This is a genomic window from Streptomyces paludis (assembly GCF_003344965.1).
In the GTDB taxonomy this organism is placed as follows: Bacteria; Actinomycetota; Actinomycetes; order Streptomycetales; family Streptomycetaceae; genus Streptomyces; species Streptomyces paludis.
Genome location: NZ_CP031194.1, coordinates 3,020,232 through 3,038,509, shown reverse-complemented (window position 1 = coordinate 3,038,509; position 18,278 = coordinate 3,020,232). Strand labels below are relative to the sequence as shown.

The 18,278-nt window shown below is 73.0% G+C and carries 20 protein-coding genes; 17 read left to right on the top strand and 3 right to left on the bottom strand.

Annotated elements, in window-relative coordinates; genetic code table 11:
- Positions 1 to 64: 64 nt before the first annotated feature.
- The 4 genes from DVK44_RS13315 to DVK44_RS13300 all read left to right on the top strand — a co-directional run bounded on the left by DVK44_RS13315 (position 65) and on the right by DVK44_RS13300 (position 3,867).
- Positions 65 to 811: an ABC transporter permease gene (locus tag DVK44_RS13315; protein ID WP_114659874.1), complete on the top strand. Its 747-nt coding sequence runs from the start codon at positions 65 to 67 to the stop codon at positions 809 to 811.
- Positions 812 to 813: 2 nt separating this feature from the next.
- Complete coding sequence (locus tag DVK44_RS13310; protein ID WP_114659873.1) at positions 814 to 1,572, top strand: ABC transporter permease; 759 nt, start codon at positions 814 to 816, stop codon at positions 1,570 to 1,572.
- 52 nt (positions 1,573 to 1,624) lie between these two features.
- Positions 1,625 to 2,614, top strand: coding sequence for an ABC transporter substrate-binding protein (locus tag DVK44_RS13305; RefSeq protein WP_114665099.1), 990 nt, complete (start codon positions 1,625 to 1,627; stop codon positions 2,612 to 2,614).
- Between the two features lie 164 nt (positions 2,615 to 2,778).
- Positions 2,779 to 3,867, top strand: a complete 1,089-nt coding sequence (locus tag DVK44_RS13300; RefSeq protein ID WP_181957453.1) for a hypothetical protein — start codon at positions 2,779 to 2,781, stop codon at positions 3,865 to 3,867.
- 44 nt (positions 3,868 to 3,911) lie between these two features.
- Here DVK44_RS13300 and DVK44_RS13295 read toward each other — a convergent pair whose 3' ends face one another.
- Positions 3,912 to 5,069: an NADH-quinone oxidoreductase subunit D gene (locus DVK44_RS13295; protein ID WP_114659872.1), complete on the bottom strand. Its 1,158-nt coding sequence runs from the start codon at positions 5,067 to 5,069 to the stop codon at positions 3,912 to 3,914.
- Positions 5,066 to 6,079 carry an SAM-dependent methyltransferase gene (locus DVK44_RS13290; RefSeq protein WP_228447613.1) on the bottom strand — a complete coding sequence of 338 codons (1,014 nt, stop codon included), beginning with the start codon at positions 6,077 to 6,079 and terminating at the stop codon, positions 5,066 to 5,068. The genes DVK44_RS13295 and DVK44_RS13290 overlap by 4 nt, the downstream gene beginning before the upstream one ends.
- Before the next feature lie 204 nt (positions 6,080 to 6,283).
- On the opposite strand from DVK44_RS13290, the gene DVK44_RS13285 reads away from it, so the two are divergent.
- From DVK44_RS13285 to DVK44_RS13275, 3 genes are read left to right on the top strand one after another with little or no spacing between them, the layout of a single operon-like run.
- Positions 6,284 to 7,483 carry a sensor histidine kinase gene (locus DVK44_RS13285; protein ID WP_114659871.1) on the top strand — a complete coding sequence of 400 codons (1,200 nt, stop codon included), beginning with the start codon at positions 6,284 to 6,286 and terminating at the stop codon, positions 7,481 to 7,483.
- A gap of 58 nt (positions 7,484 to 7,541) precedes the next feature.
- Positions 7,542 to 8,216 carry a response regulator transcription factor gene (locus DVK44_RS13280; protein WP_114659870.1) on the top strand — a complete coding sequence of 225 codons (675 nt, stop codon included), beginning with the start codon at positions 7,542 to 7,544 and terminating at the stop codon, positions 8,214 to 8,216.
- Positions 8,217 to 8,220: 4 nt separating this feature from the next.
- The gene (locus tag DVK44_RS13275) at positions 8,221 to 8,823 is read left to right on the top strand and encodes an AAA family ATPase (RefSeq protein ID WP_114659869.1); all 603 of its coding nucleotides are present in this window, start codon (positions 8,221 to 8,223) and stop codon (positions 8,821 to 8,823) included.
- A 36-nt stretch (positions 8,824 to 8,859) separates the two neighbouring features.
- On the opposite strand, the gene DVK44_RS13270 is transcribed toward DVK44_RS13275, so the two are convergent.
- A complete protein-coding gene (locus tag DVK44_RS13270) occupies positions 8,860 to 9,948 on the bottom strand; it encodes a DUF5937 family protein (protein ID WP_114665096.1) in 1,089 nt (362 codons plus the stop codon).
- A 100-nt stretch (positions 9,949 to 10,048) separates the two neighbouring features.
- Between DVK44_RS13270 and DVK44_RS13265 the strand changes: the two genes are divergently transcribed.
- From DVK44_RS13265 to DVK44_RS13220, 10 genes are all read left to right on the top strand, one after another.
- The gene (locus DVK44_RS13265; protein ID WP_114659868.1) at positions 10,049 to 10,249 is read left to right on the top strand and encodes a hypothetical protein; all 201 of its coding nucleotides are present in this window, start codon (positions 10,049 to 10,051) and stop codon (positions 10,247 to 10,249) included.
- Between the two features lie 114 nt (positions 10,250 to 10,363).
- Positions 10,364 to 11,371, top strand: a complete 1,008-nt coding sequence (locus DVK44_RS13260; protein ID WP_228447114.1) for a Rossmann-like and DUF2520 domain-containing protein — start codon at positions 10,364 to 10,366, stop codon at positions 11,369 to 11,371.
- Positions 11,368 to 12,447, top strand: coding sequence for a pantoate--beta-alanine ligase (gene panC / locus DVK44_RS13255; protein WP_114659866.1), 1,080 nt, complete (start codon positions 11,368 to 11,370; stop codon positions 12,445 to 12,447). Before DVK44_RS13260 ends, panC begins: the two co-directional genes overlap by 4 nt.
- A complete protein-coding gene (locus tag DVK44_RS13250) occupies positions 12,444 to 14,228 on the top strand; it encodes an L-aspartate oxidase (protein ID WP_114659865.1) in 1,785 nt (594 codons plus the stop codon). Before panC ends, DVK44_RS13250 begins: the two co-directional genes overlap by 4 nt.
- Before the next feature lie 3 nt (positions 14,229 to 14,231).
- Positions 14,232 to 15,308 carry a carboxylating nicotinate-nucleotide diphosphorylase gene (gene nadC, locus DVK44_RS13245; protein WP_114659864.1) on the top strand — a complete coding sequence of 359 codons (1,077 nt, stop codon included), beginning with the start codon at positions 14,232 to 14,234 and terminating at the stop codon, positions 15,306 to 15,308.
- On the top strand, positions 15,308 to 16,105 hold the full coding sequence (locus tag DVK44_RS13240) for a type III pantothenate kinase (RefSeq protein ID WP_114659863.1): 798 nt from the start codon (positions 15,308 to 15,310) through the stop codon (positions 16,103 to 16,105). Before nadC ends, DVK44_RS13240 begins: the two co-directional genes overlap by 1 nt.
- Positions 16,106 to 16,234: 129 nt before the next feature.
- Positions 16,235 to 16,861 carry a hypothetical protein gene (locus DVK44_RS13235; RefSeq protein ID WP_114659862.1) on the top strand — a complete coding sequence of 209 codons (627 nt, stop codon included), beginning with the start codon at positions 16,235 to 16,237 and terminating at the stop codon, positions 16,859 to 16,861.
- A 14-nt stretch (positions 16,862 to 16,875) separates the two neighbouring features.
- Positions 16,876 to 17,064, top strand: a complete 189-nt coding sequence (locus DVK44_RS13230; RefSeq protein ID WP_114659861.1) for a hypothetical protein — start codon at positions 16,876 to 16,878, stop codon at positions 17,062 to 17,064.
- A gap of 101 nt (positions 17,065 to 17,165) precedes the next feature.
- Positions 17,166 to 17,645: a BlaI/MecI/CopY family transcriptional regulator gene (locus DVK44_RS13225; RefSeq protein WP_114659860.1), complete on the top strand. Its 480-nt coding sequence runs from the start codon at positions 17,166 to 17,168 to the stop codon at positions 17,643 to 17,645.
- 9 nt (positions 17,646 to 17,654) lie between these two features.
- Positions 17,655 to 18,194 carry an amino-acid N-acetyltransferase gene (locus tag DVK44_RS13220; RefSeq protein ID WP_114659859.1) on the top strand — a complete coding sequence of 180 codons (540 nt, stop codon included), beginning with the start codon at positions 17,655 to 17,657 and terminating at the stop codon, positions 18,192 to 18,194.
- Positions 18,195 to 18,278: the final 84 nt, after the last annotated feature.

Below are 18,278 nucleotides of genomic sequence, written 5' to 3'. Positions count from 1 at the left end.
CTCCGCGATTGTCAGTGGTCGGGGATAGGGTCGTACGCGAGAAGAACGGGGGAGGTGGGAAGGGATGAGCACACGTGGATGTCTGGCGGCGAACGACTGGATCTGCGGGGAATATCTCCGCTCGCGCGGCCAGGAGCTGACGGACGCGACGGTCCAGCATGTGTGGATCACGGCGGTCTCGGTCGCCATCGGTCTCCTGGTGGCCTTTCCGCTGGCGCTGCTGGCCCGGAGCAGACCGGTATTCGCGGGACCGGTCCTCGGGTTGACCACCCTGCTCTACACGATTCCTTCACTCGCGATGTTCTCGCTGCTGCTGCCGCTGTTCGGACTCTCCGCCGGACTGGTGATCACGGGGTTGGTCCTGTATTCACTCACCATTCTCGTGCGAAACATCTTGGCGGGGCTGGATTCCGTTCCGGAAGAGGCCAGGGAAGCGGCCCGCGGGATGGGGTACGGCCCGGGCCGGCTGCTCTGGGAGGTCGAGTTGCCGCTCGCGCTGCCCGCGCTGATGGCCGGCCTGCGGATAGCGACGGTGTCGACGGTCGCGCTGACGACGATCGGCTCGATCGTCGGCCGCGGCGGGCTCGGCAATCTCATTGACGACGCCCTCCAGAACTTCTTCAAGGCACAGGTGCTGGCGGCCTCGGTGCTCTGTGTGCTGCTCGCCGTGGCCGCCGATCTGCTGCTGCTCGGCGTCCAGCGGCTGCTGACACCCTGGACCCGGATACGGACGCCGCGCGACACGGGGCGTAAGGGCGACAAGACGCGTACGGGCGACACGGCGCCCGCGTCGGCCGGGGCGGTGGGCTGACCATGGGCGTGCTGGGGGAGGCGTGGACCTGGCTGGCGACGGCCGGCCACTGGGTGGGGGACGGCGGGGTGTGGCACCGCCTCCAGGAGCATGTGACCGTCAGCGCGACGGCGCTCCTCATCGCCTGCGCGATCGCCCTGCCCGTGGCGTTCTTCCTGGGGCACCTCGGCCGGGGCGGCGCCGTCGCGATCAATATCTCCAATGTGGGCCGGGCCGTTCCCGTCTTCGCCGTGCTCGCGCTCTTCATGGTCTCGCCGCTGCGCAACTCGGGCTCGGTGCCCACCGTCATCGCGCTGGTGCTCTTCGCCGTACCGCCCCTGCTGACCAACGCGTATGTGGGGATGGCCGAGGTGGACCGCGCGGTGGTGGAGGCGGCCCGGGGGATGGGGATGTCCGGGTGGCAGCTCTTCCTGCGGGTGGAGCTGCCCCTCGCCCATCCCCTGGTCATGACCGGTCTGCGCTCCGCCTCCGTCCAGGTGGTGGCCACGGCGACGATCGCGGCGATGGTCGGGCAGGGCGGGCTCGGCCGGATCATCACCGCCGGCTTCAACACGTACAACACCCCGCAGGTGGTCGCGGGCGCCCTGCTCGTCGCGCTGCTCGCGCTGCTGGTCGAAGGGGCGCTGCTTCTGCTGGACCGGCTGATCGGCCCGGCCGCGGCGCGCCGGGCCCCCGCGGCCGGCGCCCCGGCGGCCCCCGCCCGTAAGGATCCCGCCGCTCAGGATCCTGCCCGTAAGGACCCCGCCCGTACGACCGCGTGATGCACGACCGCGTGACGACCGACCTTTCGGCTTCTTGGAGATGGTGGACATCATGAGCAAGACCTCGCGCACCGCGGGTGCGGTACTCGCGGCGGTGGCGCTGGCGGCGTCGCTCGCCGCGTGCGGCGGCGACAGCCTGGAGAAGGACAAGAGCGGTGCCGGCTCGGATTCCGGGTCAGGGTCCGGGTCCGGCGGGAAGGAATCGCTCGTCATCGGCGCGGCGGCCTTCACCGAGTCCAAGATCCTGGCCGAGCTGTACGCCCAGATCCTCGCGGACGCCGGCTACTCGACCTCCGTCACGACGGTCAAGAACCGGGAGCTGTACGAACCGTCCCTGGAGAAGGGCGAGATCGACGTCGTACCGGAATACGCCGCGACGATCACGGAATTCCTCAACGCGAAGGTGAACGGCGCCGACGCGGCGGCGGCCAAGCCGCTCGCCTCCAGCGACGCGGACGCGACCGTCGCCGAGCTGAAGAAGCTCGCCGAGCCGCGCGGGCTGAAGGTGCTCCCGGCCGGACAGGCCGTTGACCAGAATGCCTTCGCGGTCAGCAAGGAATTCGCGGCGAAGAACAACCTCAAGACCCTTTCCGACCTCGGCAAGTCCAAGATCAAGGTGAAGATCGCCGCCGGTGACGAGTGCGAGGTACGGCCGTTCTGCGCGCCCGGTCTGAAGAAGACGTACGGCATCGACGTGGCGGGCATCGACCCCAAGGGCGTCGGCACCCCGCAGTCGAAACAGGCCGTCAAGGACGGCGTCGACCAACTGGTCCTCAGCACCACCACCGACGGCACCCTCGACAGCTTCGGACTGGTGGTGCTGGAGGACGACAAGAACCTCCAGAACGCGGACAACATCCTGCCGGTGGTCAATGCCAAGGACGCCGGTTCGCAGGAGATAGCCGACGTTCTGGGCAAGCTGACCGCCGCTCTGACGACCGCCGATCTCGGCGCGCTGAACCTGAAGGTCGACGCCGAGCGGGCCAAGCCCCAGGATGTCGCCAAGGAGTATCTGGAGAGCAAAGGTCTGGTCGGCAAGTAGCCCCCGCCGGGCGGTCGCACGCTAACCCGCGGGGTAACCCGCACCAGGCATAAAGGAGTTCTCCAGCGGAAACGGAAGACGGACCGAGGGGGCCCGGCAACGGACCGGGAAAGATTGTCCGACCGGTGCCCCATTCGGTCCGCACTCGCGGTAAATTTCAGGCCATGCCACGTGGACGCCACCGCCATTCGCCACCCCTCCACAAGCTTCTGCCGCCCTCGGCGGTCGCCGGAGCCGCGGTTCTCTTCGCCGCGGGCTCCTGGCTGTTCGCGGATCCCCTGGTGCTGCGTGGACTCGTCGCCGCGACGACGGCCGTCGCCGTCTGCGGCGCCATCGTCATGCGCGGCTGGGACCGCAGCGCCGGCCGCCGTGTCGCCGAGCTGGCGCGCGGCCGGGAGAGCGATCAGTGGAAGACCGAGGAGCGGGTGGCCGAACTGGAGGCCGATGTCGAGGAGTCGCGCGAACTGCGCCTCAAGCTCGACATCAAGCTCCGGGCCAAGCGCGTCGAGCTGGCCAAGCTCCGCGGCGAACACGCCGCGCTCCTGCGGCGCTACGCCACCGCCGAGACCGAGCGTGCCACGGCGCTGGAGGGCCGGCGCCGGCTCGCCCTGGAGGCGGCGGCCGAGCCCCGGGCACTGACCACGGGCAACGCGCCCACCACGGCGGCATATCTCGGCGCCGCCCGCGCGCTGGACGAGCTGCTGCGCAACGCCGCCGCCCAGGAGGCGCGGCGCACCGTGGAGGCGGCCCGCGCGCGCGACCTGGCGGAGCGTGCCATCGAGGCCGAGGACCAGCAGGGGAAGCACGCGGCGGCCGATACGGCGGAGTCCGAGCAGCACGCCCGTCCGGCGCCCGCGCTCCCCGCCCTGCCCGCGTCCCGGGTCGCGACGGCGTCCGCGATCGTGCCGTACTCCCCGCTGCGCCGTCCGGTGCGGCCCGAGGGCGGCTTCGACTTCTTCGGCGCGGAGGGCCGGCCCAAGGAGGAGTCCGGCGAGGAGCCGGGCGAGGAGCCCGCCGGGGAATCGGGCGGGGAATCGGCCGAGGGACCGGGCGAGGAGCCCGCTCCGGAGACCCTCGCTGTCCCGGCCGCCGCGCTGGAGCGCGAGGATCTCGCCGATGTGGTGGGCGAGGAGGCGCTCGCCGAGCGGCGCAAGGCCGAGGAGCGGGGCGTCGGCCAGGTCATCGACCTGACCGCGCACGACGACACCGAGCGGTTCGAACTCGGCCGGCTGAGGGGCGCGGTCAGCTCCTGAGGGCGCGTACGTAGGGCCCGTATGCACGCCTCCGTACGTACGGCCTACTTGTCGATGTCGCCGACGACGAAGAACAGCGAGCCCAGGATCGCCACCATGTCCGAGACCTGCGTCCCGGGCAGCAGCTCGGCCAGCGCCTGGATGTTGTTGAACGACGCGGACCGCAGCTTCAGCCGGTACGGCGTCTTCTCGCCCTTCGACACCAGGTAGTAGCCGTTCACCCCGAGCGGGTTCTCCGTCCAGGCGTACGTGTGCCCCTCGGGCGCCTTCAGCACCTTCGGCAGCCGCTGGTTGATCGGCCCCGGCGGCAGCTCCGGGATCCGGTCCAGACAGGCGTCCGCCAGATCCAGCGCGTTGTGCGTCTGCTCCAGCAGGCATTCGAAGCGCGCCAGGCAGTCGCCCTCCTCGCGCGTCACCACCTTCAGCGTGCCGAGCAGCTCCCCGTACGCGAGATACGGCTCGTCGCGGCGCAGGTCGAAGTCCACCCCGGAGGCACGGGCGATCGGCCCGGACACCCCGTACGCGTGGACCGCCTCCCGCGACAGCGCGCCGATACCGCGCGTACGGCCCCGGAAGATCTCGTTGCCGAGCACCAGCCGGTCGTACACGTCCATCCGTGAACGCACCTCGGCGACCGCGTGCCGGGCCCTGGACAGCCAGCCCGCCGGGAGATCCTCCTTGAGGCCGCCGACGCGGTTGAACATGTAGTGCATCCGGCCGCCGGAGATCTCCTCCATCACCGACTGAAGCTCCTCGCGCTCCCGGAAGGCGTGGAACATCGGGGTGATACCGCCCAGTTCGAGCGGGTACGAGCCGAGGAACATCAGATGGTTCAGCACCCGGTTCAGCTCGGCGAGCAGCGTCCGCGTCCAGACCGCGCGCTCGGGCACCTCCATGCCGAGCATCCGCTCGACGGCCATCACCACACCCAGCTCGTTGGAGAACGCCGACAGCCAGTCGTGGCGGTTGGCGAGCATCACGATCTGCCGGTAGTCACGGGCCTCGAAGAGCTTCTCCGCGCCCCGGTGCATATAGCCGATGACCGGCTCCGCCTCCCGGATCACCTCGCCGTCCAGCACGAGGCGCAGCCGGAGCACACCGTGCGTGGAAGGGTGCTGCGGGCCGATGTTGAGCACCATGTCGGTGCTCTCCGCCGCGCCGCCGATGCCGACCGTCGTCCGGGTGGGGGTCGTCTCCGTCATGCGCCACAGTCTCGCAGAGCGCCGCCCGGCCCACTCGGAGCGGTCCCGACGGGCTGCACCAGCCAGCCGAAGTCCCCCAGGCCGCCGCGCGCGGTCAGCTCGGCCGCCTCGCCGGCCGCCGCCAGCGCGCGTACGTACCCGGCGGGGTCGGTGGCGGCGAGCGGGAGCGGCGGGCGCGCGCCGCTCACCCCGAGCCGGCGCAGCGCCTCGCGCTGGGTGAGCAGCTCGGCGGGCGCGCCTGTGCCCGTACCCGTACCCGTACCCGCGCCCGTGCCCGTACCCGCGCCCGTGCCCGTACCCGCGAACGCGCAGGAATCCAGCGCCACATGGGCGGTCAGGTCGCACGAACCGTCCGGTACGGGCCGCACCTCGCGCCCCGCGCGGAAGCCGGTCAGGGTGCCGAAGGCCGGCCGGCCGTCCCGGGTGTGCGCGTAGTCGACGGCGACCGCGAGCCCGCGCTCCAGCGTCGCGACGGCCGCCGCCCACGCCTCGTCGCGCGGCCGGCCGATCTCCGCGCGCGTGCCGGGACCGCCCGGCGGCCACCAGCGCTCCAGCCAGGCGGCGTCCGCGCCCCGGACCGGCTCGCCCGGCTCCTCGGCACCGTCCGGCCGGACCAGGACGTACCGTACGACGCCGTCCCGGTCCGTCTCCGCGACATCCAGCGGTACGTTGTCCAGCCACTCGTTCGCGAACAGCAGCCCGCGGACCCCGGCCGGGGGCTCGGCCAGCCACTCGACGCGCGGATCGAGGCCCGGGGGGCGCGCGGCGCGTTCGACGGCGTACGGGCGCACGGTGAGGCCCGGGGGGAGCGCGGCCAGGATCCCGGTCAGCAGTTCGCCGCGGCCCGCGCCCAGGTCCACGACGGCGATCTCGTCGGTGTCCAGCTCCCGGGCGGTCCCGGCCAGCAGCCGGGCGACGGCGGCGGCGAAGAGCCGGGAGGCGTGCACCGAGGTACGGAAGTGACCCGCGGGGCCCTCGGGACGCAGATAGAAGCCGCCCGGGCCGTACAGCGCGGCCTCGGCCGCCGTACGCCAGGTGAGCGCGCGCCCGGGCGGCCGGTCACCGCCCGCGTTCCGGTGCGCGTGCCGGCCCGTCCTGTGCGTCAGCTCATCCACCACGGCACCAAGTCTCCACCTTGGGGAGTACGCTTCCGCCGACCGGATCGACCCTCCGGTTGACCCGTCCCCCGTTCCCCCCTCCCTACGCTGGGTTACGTGCAGCGCTTCTACGACTTTCTCCGCAGACACCCGACGGGCGTCGACAGTTTCTGGGCTGTCCTGCTCTTCGGGTTCTCCCTGTTGTGGGTGGTCAGGGAGAACACGGGAGCGGCGGTGCGGCTGGCCGCCATGGCCGCGGTGCTGCTGCTCAGCCTGACCGTGGCGCTGCGCCGCCGCGCGCCCGGGACGATGCTGCTGGGCGCGGGGGTGATCGGTGTCGGTCAGGTGGCGTTCGACATCGAGCCCAATCCGGCCGACTTCGCGATGCTGGTGATCATCTACACCGTCGCCGGACAGGGCGGACCGCGCTGGGTCTCCCGGCTCGCGCTCGCCGGCGGGGTGGCCGCCACACCGGTCTCCCAATTGCGCTGGCCCCTGCCGGAGTCCGGCACGGCGGGCCGGGTCTTCTTCACCGTCGTGATGACCGTGCCGTTCGTACTCGCCTGGGTGCTCGGCGACTCGCTCCGTACCCGCCGCGCCTACTTCGACCAGCTGGAGGAGCGCGCCACCCGGCTGGAGAAGGAGCGCGAGGCCGAGGCGAAGGTCGCGGTCGCCGCCGAACGCGCCAGGATCGCCCGCGAGTTGCACGATGTCGTCGCCCACAACGTCTCGGTGATGGTCGTCCAGGCGGACGGCGCCGCGTACGTCCTGGACGCCGCCCCCGACCAGGCCAAGCAGGCGCTGGAGACCATCTCGACCACCGGCCGGCAGGCCCTCGCGGAGATGCGCCGGCTGCTCGGCGTCCTGCGCACCGGTGACGCCGAGGACAGCGACGGGTACGTACCGCAGCCGGACGTCGGCCAGATCGAGGACCTGGTCGAGAAGGTGCGGGAGGCCGGTCTCACCGTGGACTTCCGGATCGAGGGCACCCCGCGCCCGCTGCCCAGCGGCGTGGAGCTGACCGCGTACCGCATCGTGCAGGAGGCCCTCACCAACAGCCGCAAGCACGGCGGCCCCGATGTCGGTGCCAGTGTGCGGCTCGTCTACTTCGACGACGGGCTCGGGCTGCTCGTCGAGGACGACGGCCGGGGCGCGACGCACGAGCTGTACGAGGACGGCGGCGCCGACGGCAGGGGGCACGGGCTCATCGGAATGCGGGAGCGGATCGGTATGGTCGGCGGCACGCTGGACGCCGGACCGCGGCCGGGCGGCGGCTTCCGGATCAGCGCGCTGCTGCCCCTGAAATCCGCTTCCTAGCCGCCTCCCTGGTTCCTTCCCTCTTCCCCCCGCCGCTCTACTGGACAGGACTCCCCGTATGTCGATCCGCGTGATGCTCGTCGACGATCAGGTGCTCCTGCGCACCGGTTTCCGTATGGTGCTGGCCGCGCAGCCGGACATGGAGGTCGTCGCGGAGGCCGGGGACGGCGCGGAGGCGATCGAGAACCTCCGCGCCACGGCGGTGGACGTCGTCCTGATGGACGTCCGGATGCCGCGTCTGGACGGGGTCGAGGCCACCCGGCGGATCTGCGCGCAGCCCGACGCCCCGAAGGTGCTCATCCTGACCACCTTCGACCTGGACGAGTACGCGTTCTCCGGGCTCAAGGCCGGGGCCAGCGGCTTCATGCTGAAGGACGTGCCGCCGGCCGAGCTGCTGACCGCGATCCGCTCCGTGCACAGCGGCGACGCCGTCGTCGCCCCGTCCACCACCCGCCGACTCCTCAACCGCTTCGCGCCCCTGCTGCCGGGCGGCGCGCAGCCGCAGAACCAGGAGATCGGCCGGCTGACCGCCCGCGAGCGCGAGGTGCTGCTGCTGGTCGCGCAGGGGCTGTCGAACGGCGAGATCGCGGGCCGGCTCGTCCTCTCCGAGGCGACCGTGAAGACCCATGTCGGCCGGATCCTCACCAAGCTCGGCCTGCGCGACCGCGTCCAGGTCGTCGTCCTCGCGTACGAGACCGGACTGGTGCGGGCGGGCGGCGGTACGGCACGCTGAGCCCATGCTCCTGTGGATCAACGGCCCCTTCGGCGGCGGCAAGACACAGACCGCGTACGAGATCCGGCGGAGGCTGCCGGGCAGTGTCGTCTGCGACCCGGAGCATGTCGGCTTCGGCCTGCACCGGATGCTCCCGGCCGGTCTGCGCGGCGACTTCCAGGATCTGTCCGCCTGGCGGCAGGGCGTGTACGAGGTGCTCGATCTGGCCCTGCGCGAGCACCCCGGGGTGGTGATCGCGCCGATGACGCTGACCGACCGCGGCTACTTCGAGGAGATCATCGGCCGGCTGCGCGCGGCCGGGCACGAGGTGCGCCACTTCGCGCTGCTCGCCGAGCGCGCGACCGTACTGCGCCGGCTGACCGAGCGCGGCTGGGGCACCGGGCTCAAGCGGGAGAGCTTCGCCGTACGGAAACTGGACCACTGCCTGGACGCCCTGGCGGACCCGCTGTTCGCCGAACATCTCCACACCGACCGGCTGACGCTGCCGGGGGTCGCCGACCGGATCGCGGAGTCGGCCGGGCTGCGGCTGGCGCCGAACACCTACGGGCCGCGGCGGCACCGGCTGCGGCAGATCCGGATCGGGCTGCGGCACATCCGCTTCGACTGAGCGTCCCCTCCGACCGAGCGGATGTGCCGCCGGCCGTCAGCGCAGCATCCCCTCCAGGAAGTCGCTGCCGAGGCGCGCCACCACCGACACGTCCAGCTGGTGCAGCACATAGCGGCCGCGGCGCCGCGTCGTCAGCAGCCCCGCCTTCCGCAGGACGGCGAGATGGCGCGAGACCTCGGGCGCGGTGATCCCGTTCGCGTCGGCCAGCTCGCCCGTCGTGTACGTACCGCGCGCGAGGTGCCGGCACAGCCGCATCCGCATCGGGTGGGCGACCGCCTCCAGACGCAGCCTGACCGTGTCGACCGAGGCGGCGCCGGCCGGCTCACCGGCGGCCACCGGATACTGGACGACCGGCTGCCAGCCCGGGGTGTACAGGGCCATCAGATGCGGCCAGCCGAAGGCGGTCGGCAGCAGCGTCAGCGACGAGCCCGCGGCCGTGGTGCGGCCCGCGCCGAGCTTGTCCACCACGATCCGGGTGCGCAGGCCGTCCTCCTCGACCGTGAGGGCGGGCGAGGCGGCCTGGAGCGCCTCCGCCAGCCCCTTGTGGCGCAGCAGCTCCGTCTTGTGCCGGGCGTCGGCGGCGAGCTGGACCCGGGCGCGCCGCCAGGTGTCCGAGAAGAACACCTCGTCGCACTCCTCCAGCAGCCGCCGGATCCAGGCCCGGACGGCCGGCGGGTCGTCGAGCATGCGCTGGACGAACGCGGCCTGGCGCGGGCCGCGCGCCGCCGCCAGGTCCAGGGCACGCCCGCGCGCCGCCGCGTCGACGAGCGGCGAGGGCACGCCCTCGCAGTACCGGCTGGCGCAGGAGATCTCCAGCGCGGCGGCGACATACCGCTCGTCGTCCATCTGGTCGAGGTCGTCCAGCTCCTCGGCGAGGGTGCCGCGCGGGACGGCCGGCAGCAGGAAGTCCGCGCGGGCGGCGCGCCAGAGGAAGTCCGCCTCGTGCAGCCGCTCGGCCAGCTCCGCCTTGAACGTGGCGGATATGGAGGTGGTCCAGCCGTGCAGCCGGGGGTGATGGGCGGGCTCGGACAGCGCGTGCAGGGCGGCGGCCAGCTCGGCCAGCGGCGAGATGCCGAAGGCGATCCGCTCCTGGGGCAGCCCGGTGATGTCGATGAACACGCTCATAACCCCCATGGTGCCCGCCGCCACCGACAACGGGCCCTCGTTTGACGGGGGCGGTCAAACGACGCGCCCGCCGCCCGCTCCCCGGCACAGGGTGTGCGCCATGGACTCGATTCAGCAGCACATGCTCGACAGCTACCGCGCCACACTCCGGGGCGAGCCCGTCCCCCCGGCGCCCGGCCGCTACGACCGGGAGACGTTCCGTACGATCCGCGAGTACCGCGAGAGGTGCGGCGGGTGCGGCGCCACCCTCGCCGCGCGGCTGGCGCGGCTGCTCGGCCGGCTGACTGTGTCCCGTCCGTAAGGACGGGACGGCGGCGACGGCAGAGGGGTGGCCCGGGGCCGCTCCGCGCGGTCCGTGGGCGGTGGCCCACAGCCTGTGGACAACTCGGGCGGCTCCCCGAAACGCTGGCGTAGCATGGCGAGAAATCGTCCGGTACCCCCTGCGGACTGGAACGGAAGGCCCCGCCGCGTGAATCCACCACCACAGGACCCCTTCGATCCCCGGGACCGCCCCGCCCGGCTCACGGTCGGTGTCGTCGGCGCGGGCCGGGTCGGCCCGGCCCTCGCGGCGTCGCTGAAGCTCGCGGGACACCGGCCCGTCGCCGTCTCCGGGGTCTCCGACGCCTCCGTACGGCGGGCCGCCGCGCTGCTGCCCGACATCCCCCTGGTCACCCCCGCCGAGGTGCTCGCCCGCGCCGAGCTGGTGCTGCTCACCGTCCCCGACGACGCCCTCCCCGGACTGGTCGAGGGGCTCGCGGAGACCGGCGCCGTACGGCCGGGAGTGCTCCTCGCGCACACCTCGGGGCGGTACGGCGTCAAGGTCCTCGACCCGGCCCGGCGCGCCGGCGCGCTGCCGCTCGCCCTGCACCCCGCGATGACCTTCACCGGCAGCCCGGTGGACGTCCAGCGGCTGGCGGGCTGCTCGTTCGGCGTCACCGCGCCCGACGAACTGCGGCTGGCCGCCGAAGCCCTCGTCATCGAGATGGGCGGCGAGCCGGAGTGGATCGCCGAGGAGGCCCGGCCGCTCTACCACGCGGCCCTGGCCATCGGCGCGAACCACCTGGTCACCCTGGTCGCCCAGGCCATGGAGCTGCTCCGTACGGCGGGCGTCGCCGCCCCCGACCGGATGCTCGGCCCGCTGCTCGGCGCCGCCCTCGACAACGCGCTGCGCTCCGGCGACGCCGCGCTCACCGGACCCGTCGCGCGCGGGGACGCCGGTACGGTCGCCGCGCACGTCGCGGAGCTGCGCGCGCACGCGCCCGCGGCCGTCGCCGGATATCTCGCGATGGCCCGGACGACCGCGGACCGGGCGCTGGCGAACGGGCTGCTCAAGCCGGAGCTGGCCGAGGATCTTCTCGGCGTGCTCGCCGGCGGGGACAGCCTCGGGGGCGCCCGCGGAGGCGGCGCGGGGGGCACCCGATGAGCGCCGGCCCCAGCTCCAGCCCCGGACCCGAACACGGCCGCGGCCCCGGACCCGTCACCGCGCGCGCCGACCTCGACCGTCTCCTCGACGCGGCGCGCGCCACCTCCGGCGAGATCGCCGCCGTACTGACCATGGGCGCCCTCCACGAGGGCCACGCCGCGCTGGTACGGGCCGCGCGCGACCGCGTGGGACCGGCCGGCTTCGTCGTGGTCACCGTCTTCGTCAACCCGCTCCAGTTCGGCGCGGGCGAGGATCTGGACCGCTATCCGCGCACCCTCGACGCCGATCTCGAACTGGCGCGCGCGGCGGGCGCGGACGCCGTCTTCGCGCCGTCCGCCGCCGAGGTCTACCCCGACGGCGCGCCCCAGGTCACCCTGGCCGCCGGGCCCATGGGCGAGCGGCTCGAAGGCGCCGCGCGCCCCGGCCACTTCGACGGCATGCTCACCGTCGTCGCCAAGCTGCTGCACCTCACGCGCGCGGACGTCACGTTCTTCGGCCGCAAGGACGCGCAGCAGCTGGCGCTGGTCCGCCGGATGGCCCGCGATCTGAACTTCCCGGTCGAGATCGTCGGCGTACCGACGGTCCGGGAGGACGACGGCCTCGCGCGCTCCAGCCGCAACCGCTACCTCTCCCCGGCCGAGCGGCGCACCGCCCTCACCCTCTCCCGCGCCCTGTTCGCCGCCCGGGACCGCCTCGGTGCCCAGCACGCGCTGCGCGCCCGCGCCGTGTCCGCCCCGGCGCCGGCCGCCCGCGCCGCCGGGCTCTCCGCGCTCGGCGAGGACCGGCTCGCGGCCGACGCCCACGCGGTGGCCGCCGCGGGGCTCCGGGCCGTCGAGGAGCCGCCCGGCCGCCCCTGCGGGGCCGACGCCGTACGGGCCGCGGCCCGCGCCGTACTCGACGGGGCGGCCCGGTCCGTACCGCCGCTGACCCTCGACTACCTGGCGCTGGTCGACCCCCGGGACTTCACCGAGGTCCCCGACGGCCACACCGGCGAGGCGGTCCTCGCCGTCGCCGCGCGGATCGGCACCACCCGGCTGATCGACAACATCACCCTCACGTTCGGAGCCACCCCATGACCGGAACAGCGACCGGCACCGCCGGCGGAGCGGGCACCGGAATACGGCTGTCCGCCCCCGCCCCCGGCTGGGCCATCGACGCCGACGTGGTCGTCGTCGGCTCGGGCGTCGCCGGTCTCACCACGGCCCTGCGCTGCGCCGCCGCCGGGCTCCGTACGGTCGTCGTCACCAAGGCCAGGCTCGACGACGGCTCCACGCGCTGGGCGCAGGGCGGCATCGCCGCCGCGCTCGGCGAGGGCGACACCCCCGAGCAGCACCTGGCCGACACGCTCGTCGCGGGCGCGGGACTCTGCGACGAGGAGGCCGTACGCACCCTGGTCACCGAGGGCCCCGCCGCCGTGCACCGGCTGATCGACACCGGCGCGCACTTCGACACCGCCGACGGCGGCGAGTTGCAGCTGACCCGCGAGGGCGGTCACCACCGCCGCCGGATAGCCCACGCGGGCGGCGACGCGACCGGCGCCGAGATCTCCCGGGCCCTGGTCGAGGCGGCCCGCGCGGCGGGTCTCCGTACGGTCGAGAACGCGCTCGTACTGGACCTCCTGACGGACGCCCAGGGCCGTACGCGCGGTGTCACCCTCCATGTGATGGGCGAGGGGCAGCACGACGGCGTCGGCGCCGTCCACGCGCCCGCCGTGGTCCTCGCCACCGGCGGCATGGGCCAGGTCTTCTCCGCGACGACCAACCCCGCCGTCTCCACCGGGGACGGGGTGGCGCTCGCGCTGCGGGCCGGCGCGGAGGTCTCCGACCTGGAGTTCGTCCAGTTCCACCCGACGGTGCTCTTCCTCGGCGCGGGCTCCGAGGGCCAGCAGCCGCTGGTCTCCGAGGCGGTACGGGGCGAGGGCGCGCATCTCGTGGACGCCGACGGGATCCGGTTCATGCTCGACCAGCACGAGCTGGCGGAGCTGGCGCCGCGCGACATCGTCGCCAAGGCGATCATGCGCAGGATGCGCGAGCGGGACGCCGAGCACATGTATCTGGACGCCAGGCACTTCGGCGCCGACATGTGGGAGCACCGTTTCCCGACGATTCTGGCGGCCTGCCGCTCGCACGGCATCGACCCCGTCACGGAGCCCATCCCGGTGGCGCCCGCCGCCCACTACGCCTCCGGCGGCATCCGTACGGACCTGCGCGGCCGGACCACGGTCCCCGGGCTCTACGCGTGCGGCGAGGCCGCCTGCACGGGCGTGCACGGCGCGAACCGGCTGGCGTCCAACTCCCTGCTGGAGGGCCTGGTCTTCGCGGAGCGCATCGCGGCGGACATCGTCGCGGCCGAGCGCCCCGGACCGGCCGGACACAGCCTCCTTACGGAGGACGCGGCCAGCGCCCTCACGGAGGACGCGGCGAGCGCCGAAGTGCTGCCGCTCATCGTCCCCGAGGCGCGCTCCACGATCCAGCGGGCCATGTCCCGGGGCGCGAGCGTCCTGCGCTCGGCCCGCAGCCTGGAGGAGGCCGCGCGCGCCCTGGACGCCGTCCAGTCCGCCGCGTACGAGCCCCTGGCCCCCGACGCCAAGGCCGCCGAGCCGGGCGTCGACTCCTGGGAGACCACCAATCTCCTCTGCGTCGCGCGCGTGCTCGTCGCCGCCGCGCTGGAGCGCGAGGAGACCCGCGGCTGCCACTGGCGCGAGGACCGGCCCGAGCGCGACGACGCCGATTGGCGCCGCCACCTCGTGGTCCGGCTGACACCCGGGCGCGGGCTCGTGACGCGCCGTACGGACACCGCCGCCTTCCCGCCCGTACACCCCGCACTCCTTCCCACCGACGCCCCCAGGGAGCCGTAAACCGTGAGCACGTACGAAGACAATCCGCGTCCCGAGCCCGTGGACGTACCGCTCATCCAGATCGGCGCCCCCGCCTCCGCCCCCGCGGCGGCCGGGTCCGGCGGCTGCGGCGACGGCTGCGGCTGCGGCGGGGAGGACGGCGCCGACGGCCTCGCCGAGCTGGAGTGCGGGCTCGACCCCGCGCTCGCCCAGCTCCTCCTGGACGGCGGGCTCGACCCCGTCCTGGTCGAGGACATCGCCCATGTCGCCATCGAGGAGGACCTCGACGGCGGCGAGGACATCACCTCCGTCGCGACCGTCCCCGAGGACGCCGTCGCCACCGGCGACTTCACGGCCCGCGAGGGCGGTACGGTCGCCGGCCTGCACATCGCCGAGGCCGTCCTGTCCCTCGTCTGTACGGAGGCGTTCGAGGTCGAGCGGCACGTCCTGGACGGCGACCGCGTCGAGGCCGGCCAGAAGCTGCTGAGCGTCACCACCCGCACCCGGGACCTGCTGACCGCCGAGCGCGGCGCCCTCAACCTCCTGTGCCGGCTCTCCGGCATCGCGACCGCCACGCGCGCGTGGGCGGACGCCCTCGAAGGCACCGGCGCCAAGGTCCGCGACACCCGCAAGACCACGCCGGGGCTGCGCGCCCTGGAGAAGTACGCGGTGCGCTGCGGGGGCGGCGTCAACCACCGTATGTCGCTCTCCGACGCGGCCCTGGTCAAGGACAACCACGTCGTCGCGGCCGGCGGCGTCGCGCCTGCCTTCAAGGCCGTACGGGACCGGTTCCCCGGCGTCCCCGTCGAGGTGGAGGTCGACACGCTCGACCAGGTCCGCGAGGTGCTCGACGCGGGCGCCGATCTGATCCTGCTGGACAACTTCACCCCGGAGCAGACCGCCGAGGCCGTGCTGATCGTCCAGGACCGCGCGGTCCTGGAGTCCTCCGGCCGGCTCACGCTGGCCAACGCGCGCGCGTACGCGGAGACCGGCGTGCACTATCTCGCGGTCGGCGCGCTGACGCACTCCTCGCCGATCCTGGACATCGGCCTCGACCTGCGCGAGGCCGACACGGCGGAGAGCGCCGGGGCGGGCGTCTGATGCTGCTCACCATCGACGTCGGCAACACCCATACGGTCCTCGGTCTCTTCGACGGCGAGGAGATCGTCGAGCACTGGCGCATCTCCACCGACGCCCGCCGCACCGCCGACGAACTCGCGGTCCTCCTCCAGGGCCTGATGGGCATGCACCCGCTGCTCGGCGACGAGCTGGGCGACGGCATCGAGGGCATCGCCATCTGCTCGACGGTCCCCTCCGTCCTGCACGAGCTGCGCGAGGTCACCCGCCGCTACTACGGCGACGTCCCGGCCGTCCTCGTCGAGCCCGGCATCAAGACCGGTGTGCCGATCCTCATGGACAACCCCAAGGAGGTCGGCGCGGACCGCATCATCAACGCCGTCGCCGCCGTCGAGCTGTACGGCGGCCCGGCGATCGTCGTGGACTTCGGTACGGCGACCACCTTCGACGCGGTCAGCGCGCGCGGCGAGTACGCGGGCGGAGTCATCGCCCCCGGCATCGAGATCTCCGTCGAGGCGCTCGGCGTCAAGGGCGCCCAGCTCCGCAAGATCGAACTGGCCCGGCCGCGCAGCGTCATCGGCAAGAACACCGTCGAGGCGATGCAGTCGGGCATCCTCTACGGCTTCGCCGGACAGGTCGACGGCGTGGTGACCCGGATGGCCCGGGAGCTGGCCGACGACCCCGAGGACGTCACGGTCATCGCGACCGGCGGCCTGGCGCCCATGGTCCTCGGCGAGGCGTCGGTGATCGACGAGCACGAGCCCTGGCTGACCCTGATCGGGCTGCGCCTGGTGTACGAGCGCAACGTCTCCCGCATGTGAGCACCCCGGGCCCGGCCGCCGTCCCCCGTTCGGCGGCCGGGGCCGCGCCAGAAGAGGGCGTTAAGAGGATTTTGTCCCTTTGGCGCGTACTGTCGCCGCATGCCCACGCCATACGGATCCCGCGGCGGCATGGCGTTCGGCACCGACGAGCTGCGTGTGCTCCGACGTGCCCTCGCCGTTGCCCTCCATCCCGCCCCGCTCCCGAACGACGACGTACGGGCGTGCCTGCGGCTCGCCGAGTCCGTGGACGAGGCGATGCGCGAGGCCGGACGGCTGCGCGACTTTCTCCTGGCCGACCTCGCGAGATACCGCCTGGCCCTCCCCGGGTCCCTCGCGGGCTATCTGGAGCTGCTCCAGGACGCCCTGGGCGCCGGTTACGTCCCCGTCGCCGACGATCTGGCCGCGCTGCGCGCCCTGCGCGGCCACCCGACCGCCGGGGCCCTCCTGGACCGCTGTCTGCGGCTCGCCGAGGAGTCGGTACGGGCCCGCCTCGCCGGCCGCGCGACCGCCGCCGCCCGCCCCCTCGCCATGACCCCCGCGCCGCGCACCCGGCTGCTCGCCCTGCCCGGCGGCCGGGCCGCCGACGAGCCGCGCCGCCCCAAGGAGCCCCAGCGCCCGGCCGTGCCGCGCGAACCCCGCGATCCGCGCGACCCGCGCGATCCCGCCGCGCCCCGGCCGCCCGCGCCCAAGCCGTCCGAGGTCTTCCCGCCGCGCCGCCGCCCGAAGCCCCCGCCGGAGCGTCTCGCCGCCGGATAGCTACTCTGGGCGGCATGGAATACGTATCCGCTCTTTTGCCGCCCGTGGTGATGGCGGCCTTCTTCACCGGCCTGGTCGTGACGATCGTCAAGAGCCAGGGCGGTCCCAACAAGGCCAAGGAGGACGCCGCCGTCGACGCGGCGTTCGCCCGCGCGGAAGCCGCCCGCGCGCAGGGCCCGGCCCCGGACGCCCCCGGCGTCTGACGGCCGGGCGTATGACCTGGACGTACGACTGCCTTCAGTCGTACGTCCTTTTTGTTACGTCAATAACCGGCCATTCGGACATCTCGCACTATGGTTGCGCTGTGCCCCGCCAATTGGGAGACCTGGAAGACGCCGTCATGACGCGTGTCTGGCAATGGAACCGTCCGGTCACTGTCCGGGAAGTCCTGGAAGACCTTCAACAGGAACGGTCCATCGCCTACACCACGGTCATGACCGTAATGGACAATCTCCATCAGAAGGGCTGGGTGCGCCGGGAAGTGGACGGCCGCGCCTATCGATATACGGCGGTCTCCACCCGCGCCGCCTACGCGGCCGCGCTGATGAACGAAGCCTGGTCGAAGAGTGACAATCCGGCCGCCGCGCTCGTCGCCTTCTTCGGCATGATGTCACCGGAGCAGCGCACCTCACTGGTGGACGCGGTCCGTATGGTCCGCGCCGACCGGCCGGAAGACGACGCCGATGACTCCGAAGACGGCGGGACATCCGCGCAAGCCCCCGCCGAAGCGGCATCCGAACAGCCGGTCGAGGGCGCCGACGATCCGACCGGGACGGGGCGATAGCGTCCAGCCATGTCCTCAGCCCTTCCGCCTCCCAATCCCGCGGCAAATGCCCTCACCGTCCGGCGGGCCAGGACCAGGGATGTACCCGCGGTCCGCCGCCTTGTCGACCCTTACGTGAGTGAAGGCATCCTGCTCGACAAAGCACCGGTGACCCTTTACGAGGACATCCAGGAGTTCTGGGTAGCGGAACGCGACGACGACGCTACTGTCATCGGCTGCGGCGCCTTGCACGTGATGTGGGAAGACCTCGCGGAAGTGCGCACACTCGCCGTGGATCCCGCGGCCAGGGGGGCGGGCGCCGGACATCTTCTTCTGGACAAGCTGCTGGAGACGGCCCGCTGGCTGGGAGTGCGCCGCGTATTCTGCCTGACCTTCGAAGTCGAGTTCTTCACGAAGCACGGCTTCACCGAGATCGGTGAGACACCGGTCGACGGAGATGTCTACAGAGAGCTGCTCCGTTCCTATGACGAGGGTGTTGCCGAGTTCCTCGGTCTCGAACGGGTGAAGCCGAACACCTTGGGCAACAGCCGGATGCTTCTGCACCTGTGATCGCCGGACTACGGTCGAGAGCGCCGAGAGCCCTATGTCCGAATCGCGCACGTTTCCCGCGCGTCCGCAGGACCGAACCTCTAC

What these genes read in the sequence shown, in the direction of transcription:
- DVK44_RS13315 (WP_114659874.1), top strand. Translation starts at nt 65, where the DNA reads ATGAGCACACGTGGATGTCTGGCGGCGAACGACTGGATCTGCGGGGAA.
- DVK44_RS13310 (WP_114659873.1), top strand. Translation starts at nt 814, where the DNA reads ATGGGCGTGCTGGGGGAGGCGTGGACCTGGCTGGCGACGGCCGGCCAC.
- DVK44_RS13305 (WP_114665099.1), top strand. Translation starts at nt 1,625, where the DNA reads ATGAGCAAGACCTCGCGCACCGCGGGTGCGGTACTCGCGGCGGTGGCG.
- DVK44_RS13300 (WP_181957453.1), top strand. Translation starts at nt 2,779, where the DNA reads ATGCCACGTGGACGCCACCGCCATTCGCCACCCCTCCACAAGCTTCTG.
- DVK44_RS13295 (WP_114659872.1), bottom strand. Translation starts at nt 5,069, where the DNA reads ATGACGGAGACGACCCCCACCCGGACGACGGTCGGCATCGGCGGCGCG.
- DVK44_RS13280 (WP_114659870.1), top strand. Translation starts at nt 7,542, where the DNA reads ATGTCGATCCGCGTGATGCTCGTCGACGATCAGGTGCTCCTGCGCACC.
- DVK44_RS13275 (WP_114659869.1), top strand. Translation starts at nt 8,221, where the DNA reads ATGCTCCTGTGGATCAACGGCCCCTTCGGCGGCGGCAAGACACAGACC.
- DVK44_RS13270 (WP_114665096.1), bottom strand. Translation starts at nt 9,948, where the DNA reads ATGAGCGTGTTCATCGACATCACCGGGCTGCCCCAGGAGCGGATCGCC.
- DVK44_RS13265 (WP_114659868.1), top strand. Translation starts at nt 10,049, where the DNA reads ATGGACTCGATTCAGCAGCACATGCTCGACAGCTACCGCGCCACACTC.
- DVK44_RS13260 (WP_228447114.1), top strand. Translation starts at nt 10,364, where the DNA reads ATGGCGAGAAATCGTCCGGTACCCCCTGCGGACTGGAACGGAAGGCCC.
- panC (WP_114659866.1), top strand. Translation starts at nt 11,368, where the DNA reads ATGAGCGCCGGCCCCAGCTCCAGCCCCGGACCCGAACACGGCCGCGGC.
- DVK44_RS13250 (WP_114659865.1), top strand. Translation starts at nt 12,444, where the DNA reads ATGACCGGAACAGCGACCGGCACCGCCGGCGGAGCGGGCACCGGAATA.
- DVK44_RS13240 (WP_114659863.1), top strand. Translation starts at nt 15,308, where the DNA reads ATGCTGCTCACCATCGACGTCGGCAACACCCATACGGTCCTCGGTCTC.
- DVK44_RS13235 (WP_114659862.1), top strand. Translation starts at nt 16,235, where the DNA reads ATGGCGTTCGGCACCGACGAGCTGCGTGTGCTCCGACGTGCCCTCGCC.
- DVK44_RS13230 (WP_114659861.1), top strand. Translation starts at nt 16,876, where the DNA reads ATGGAATACGTATCCGCTCTTTTGCCGCCCGTGGTGATGGCGGCCTTC.
- DVK44_RS13220 (WP_114659859.1), top strand. Translation starts at nt 17,655, where the DNA reads ATGTCCTCAGCCCTTCCGCCTCCCAATCCCGCGGCAAATGCCCTCACC.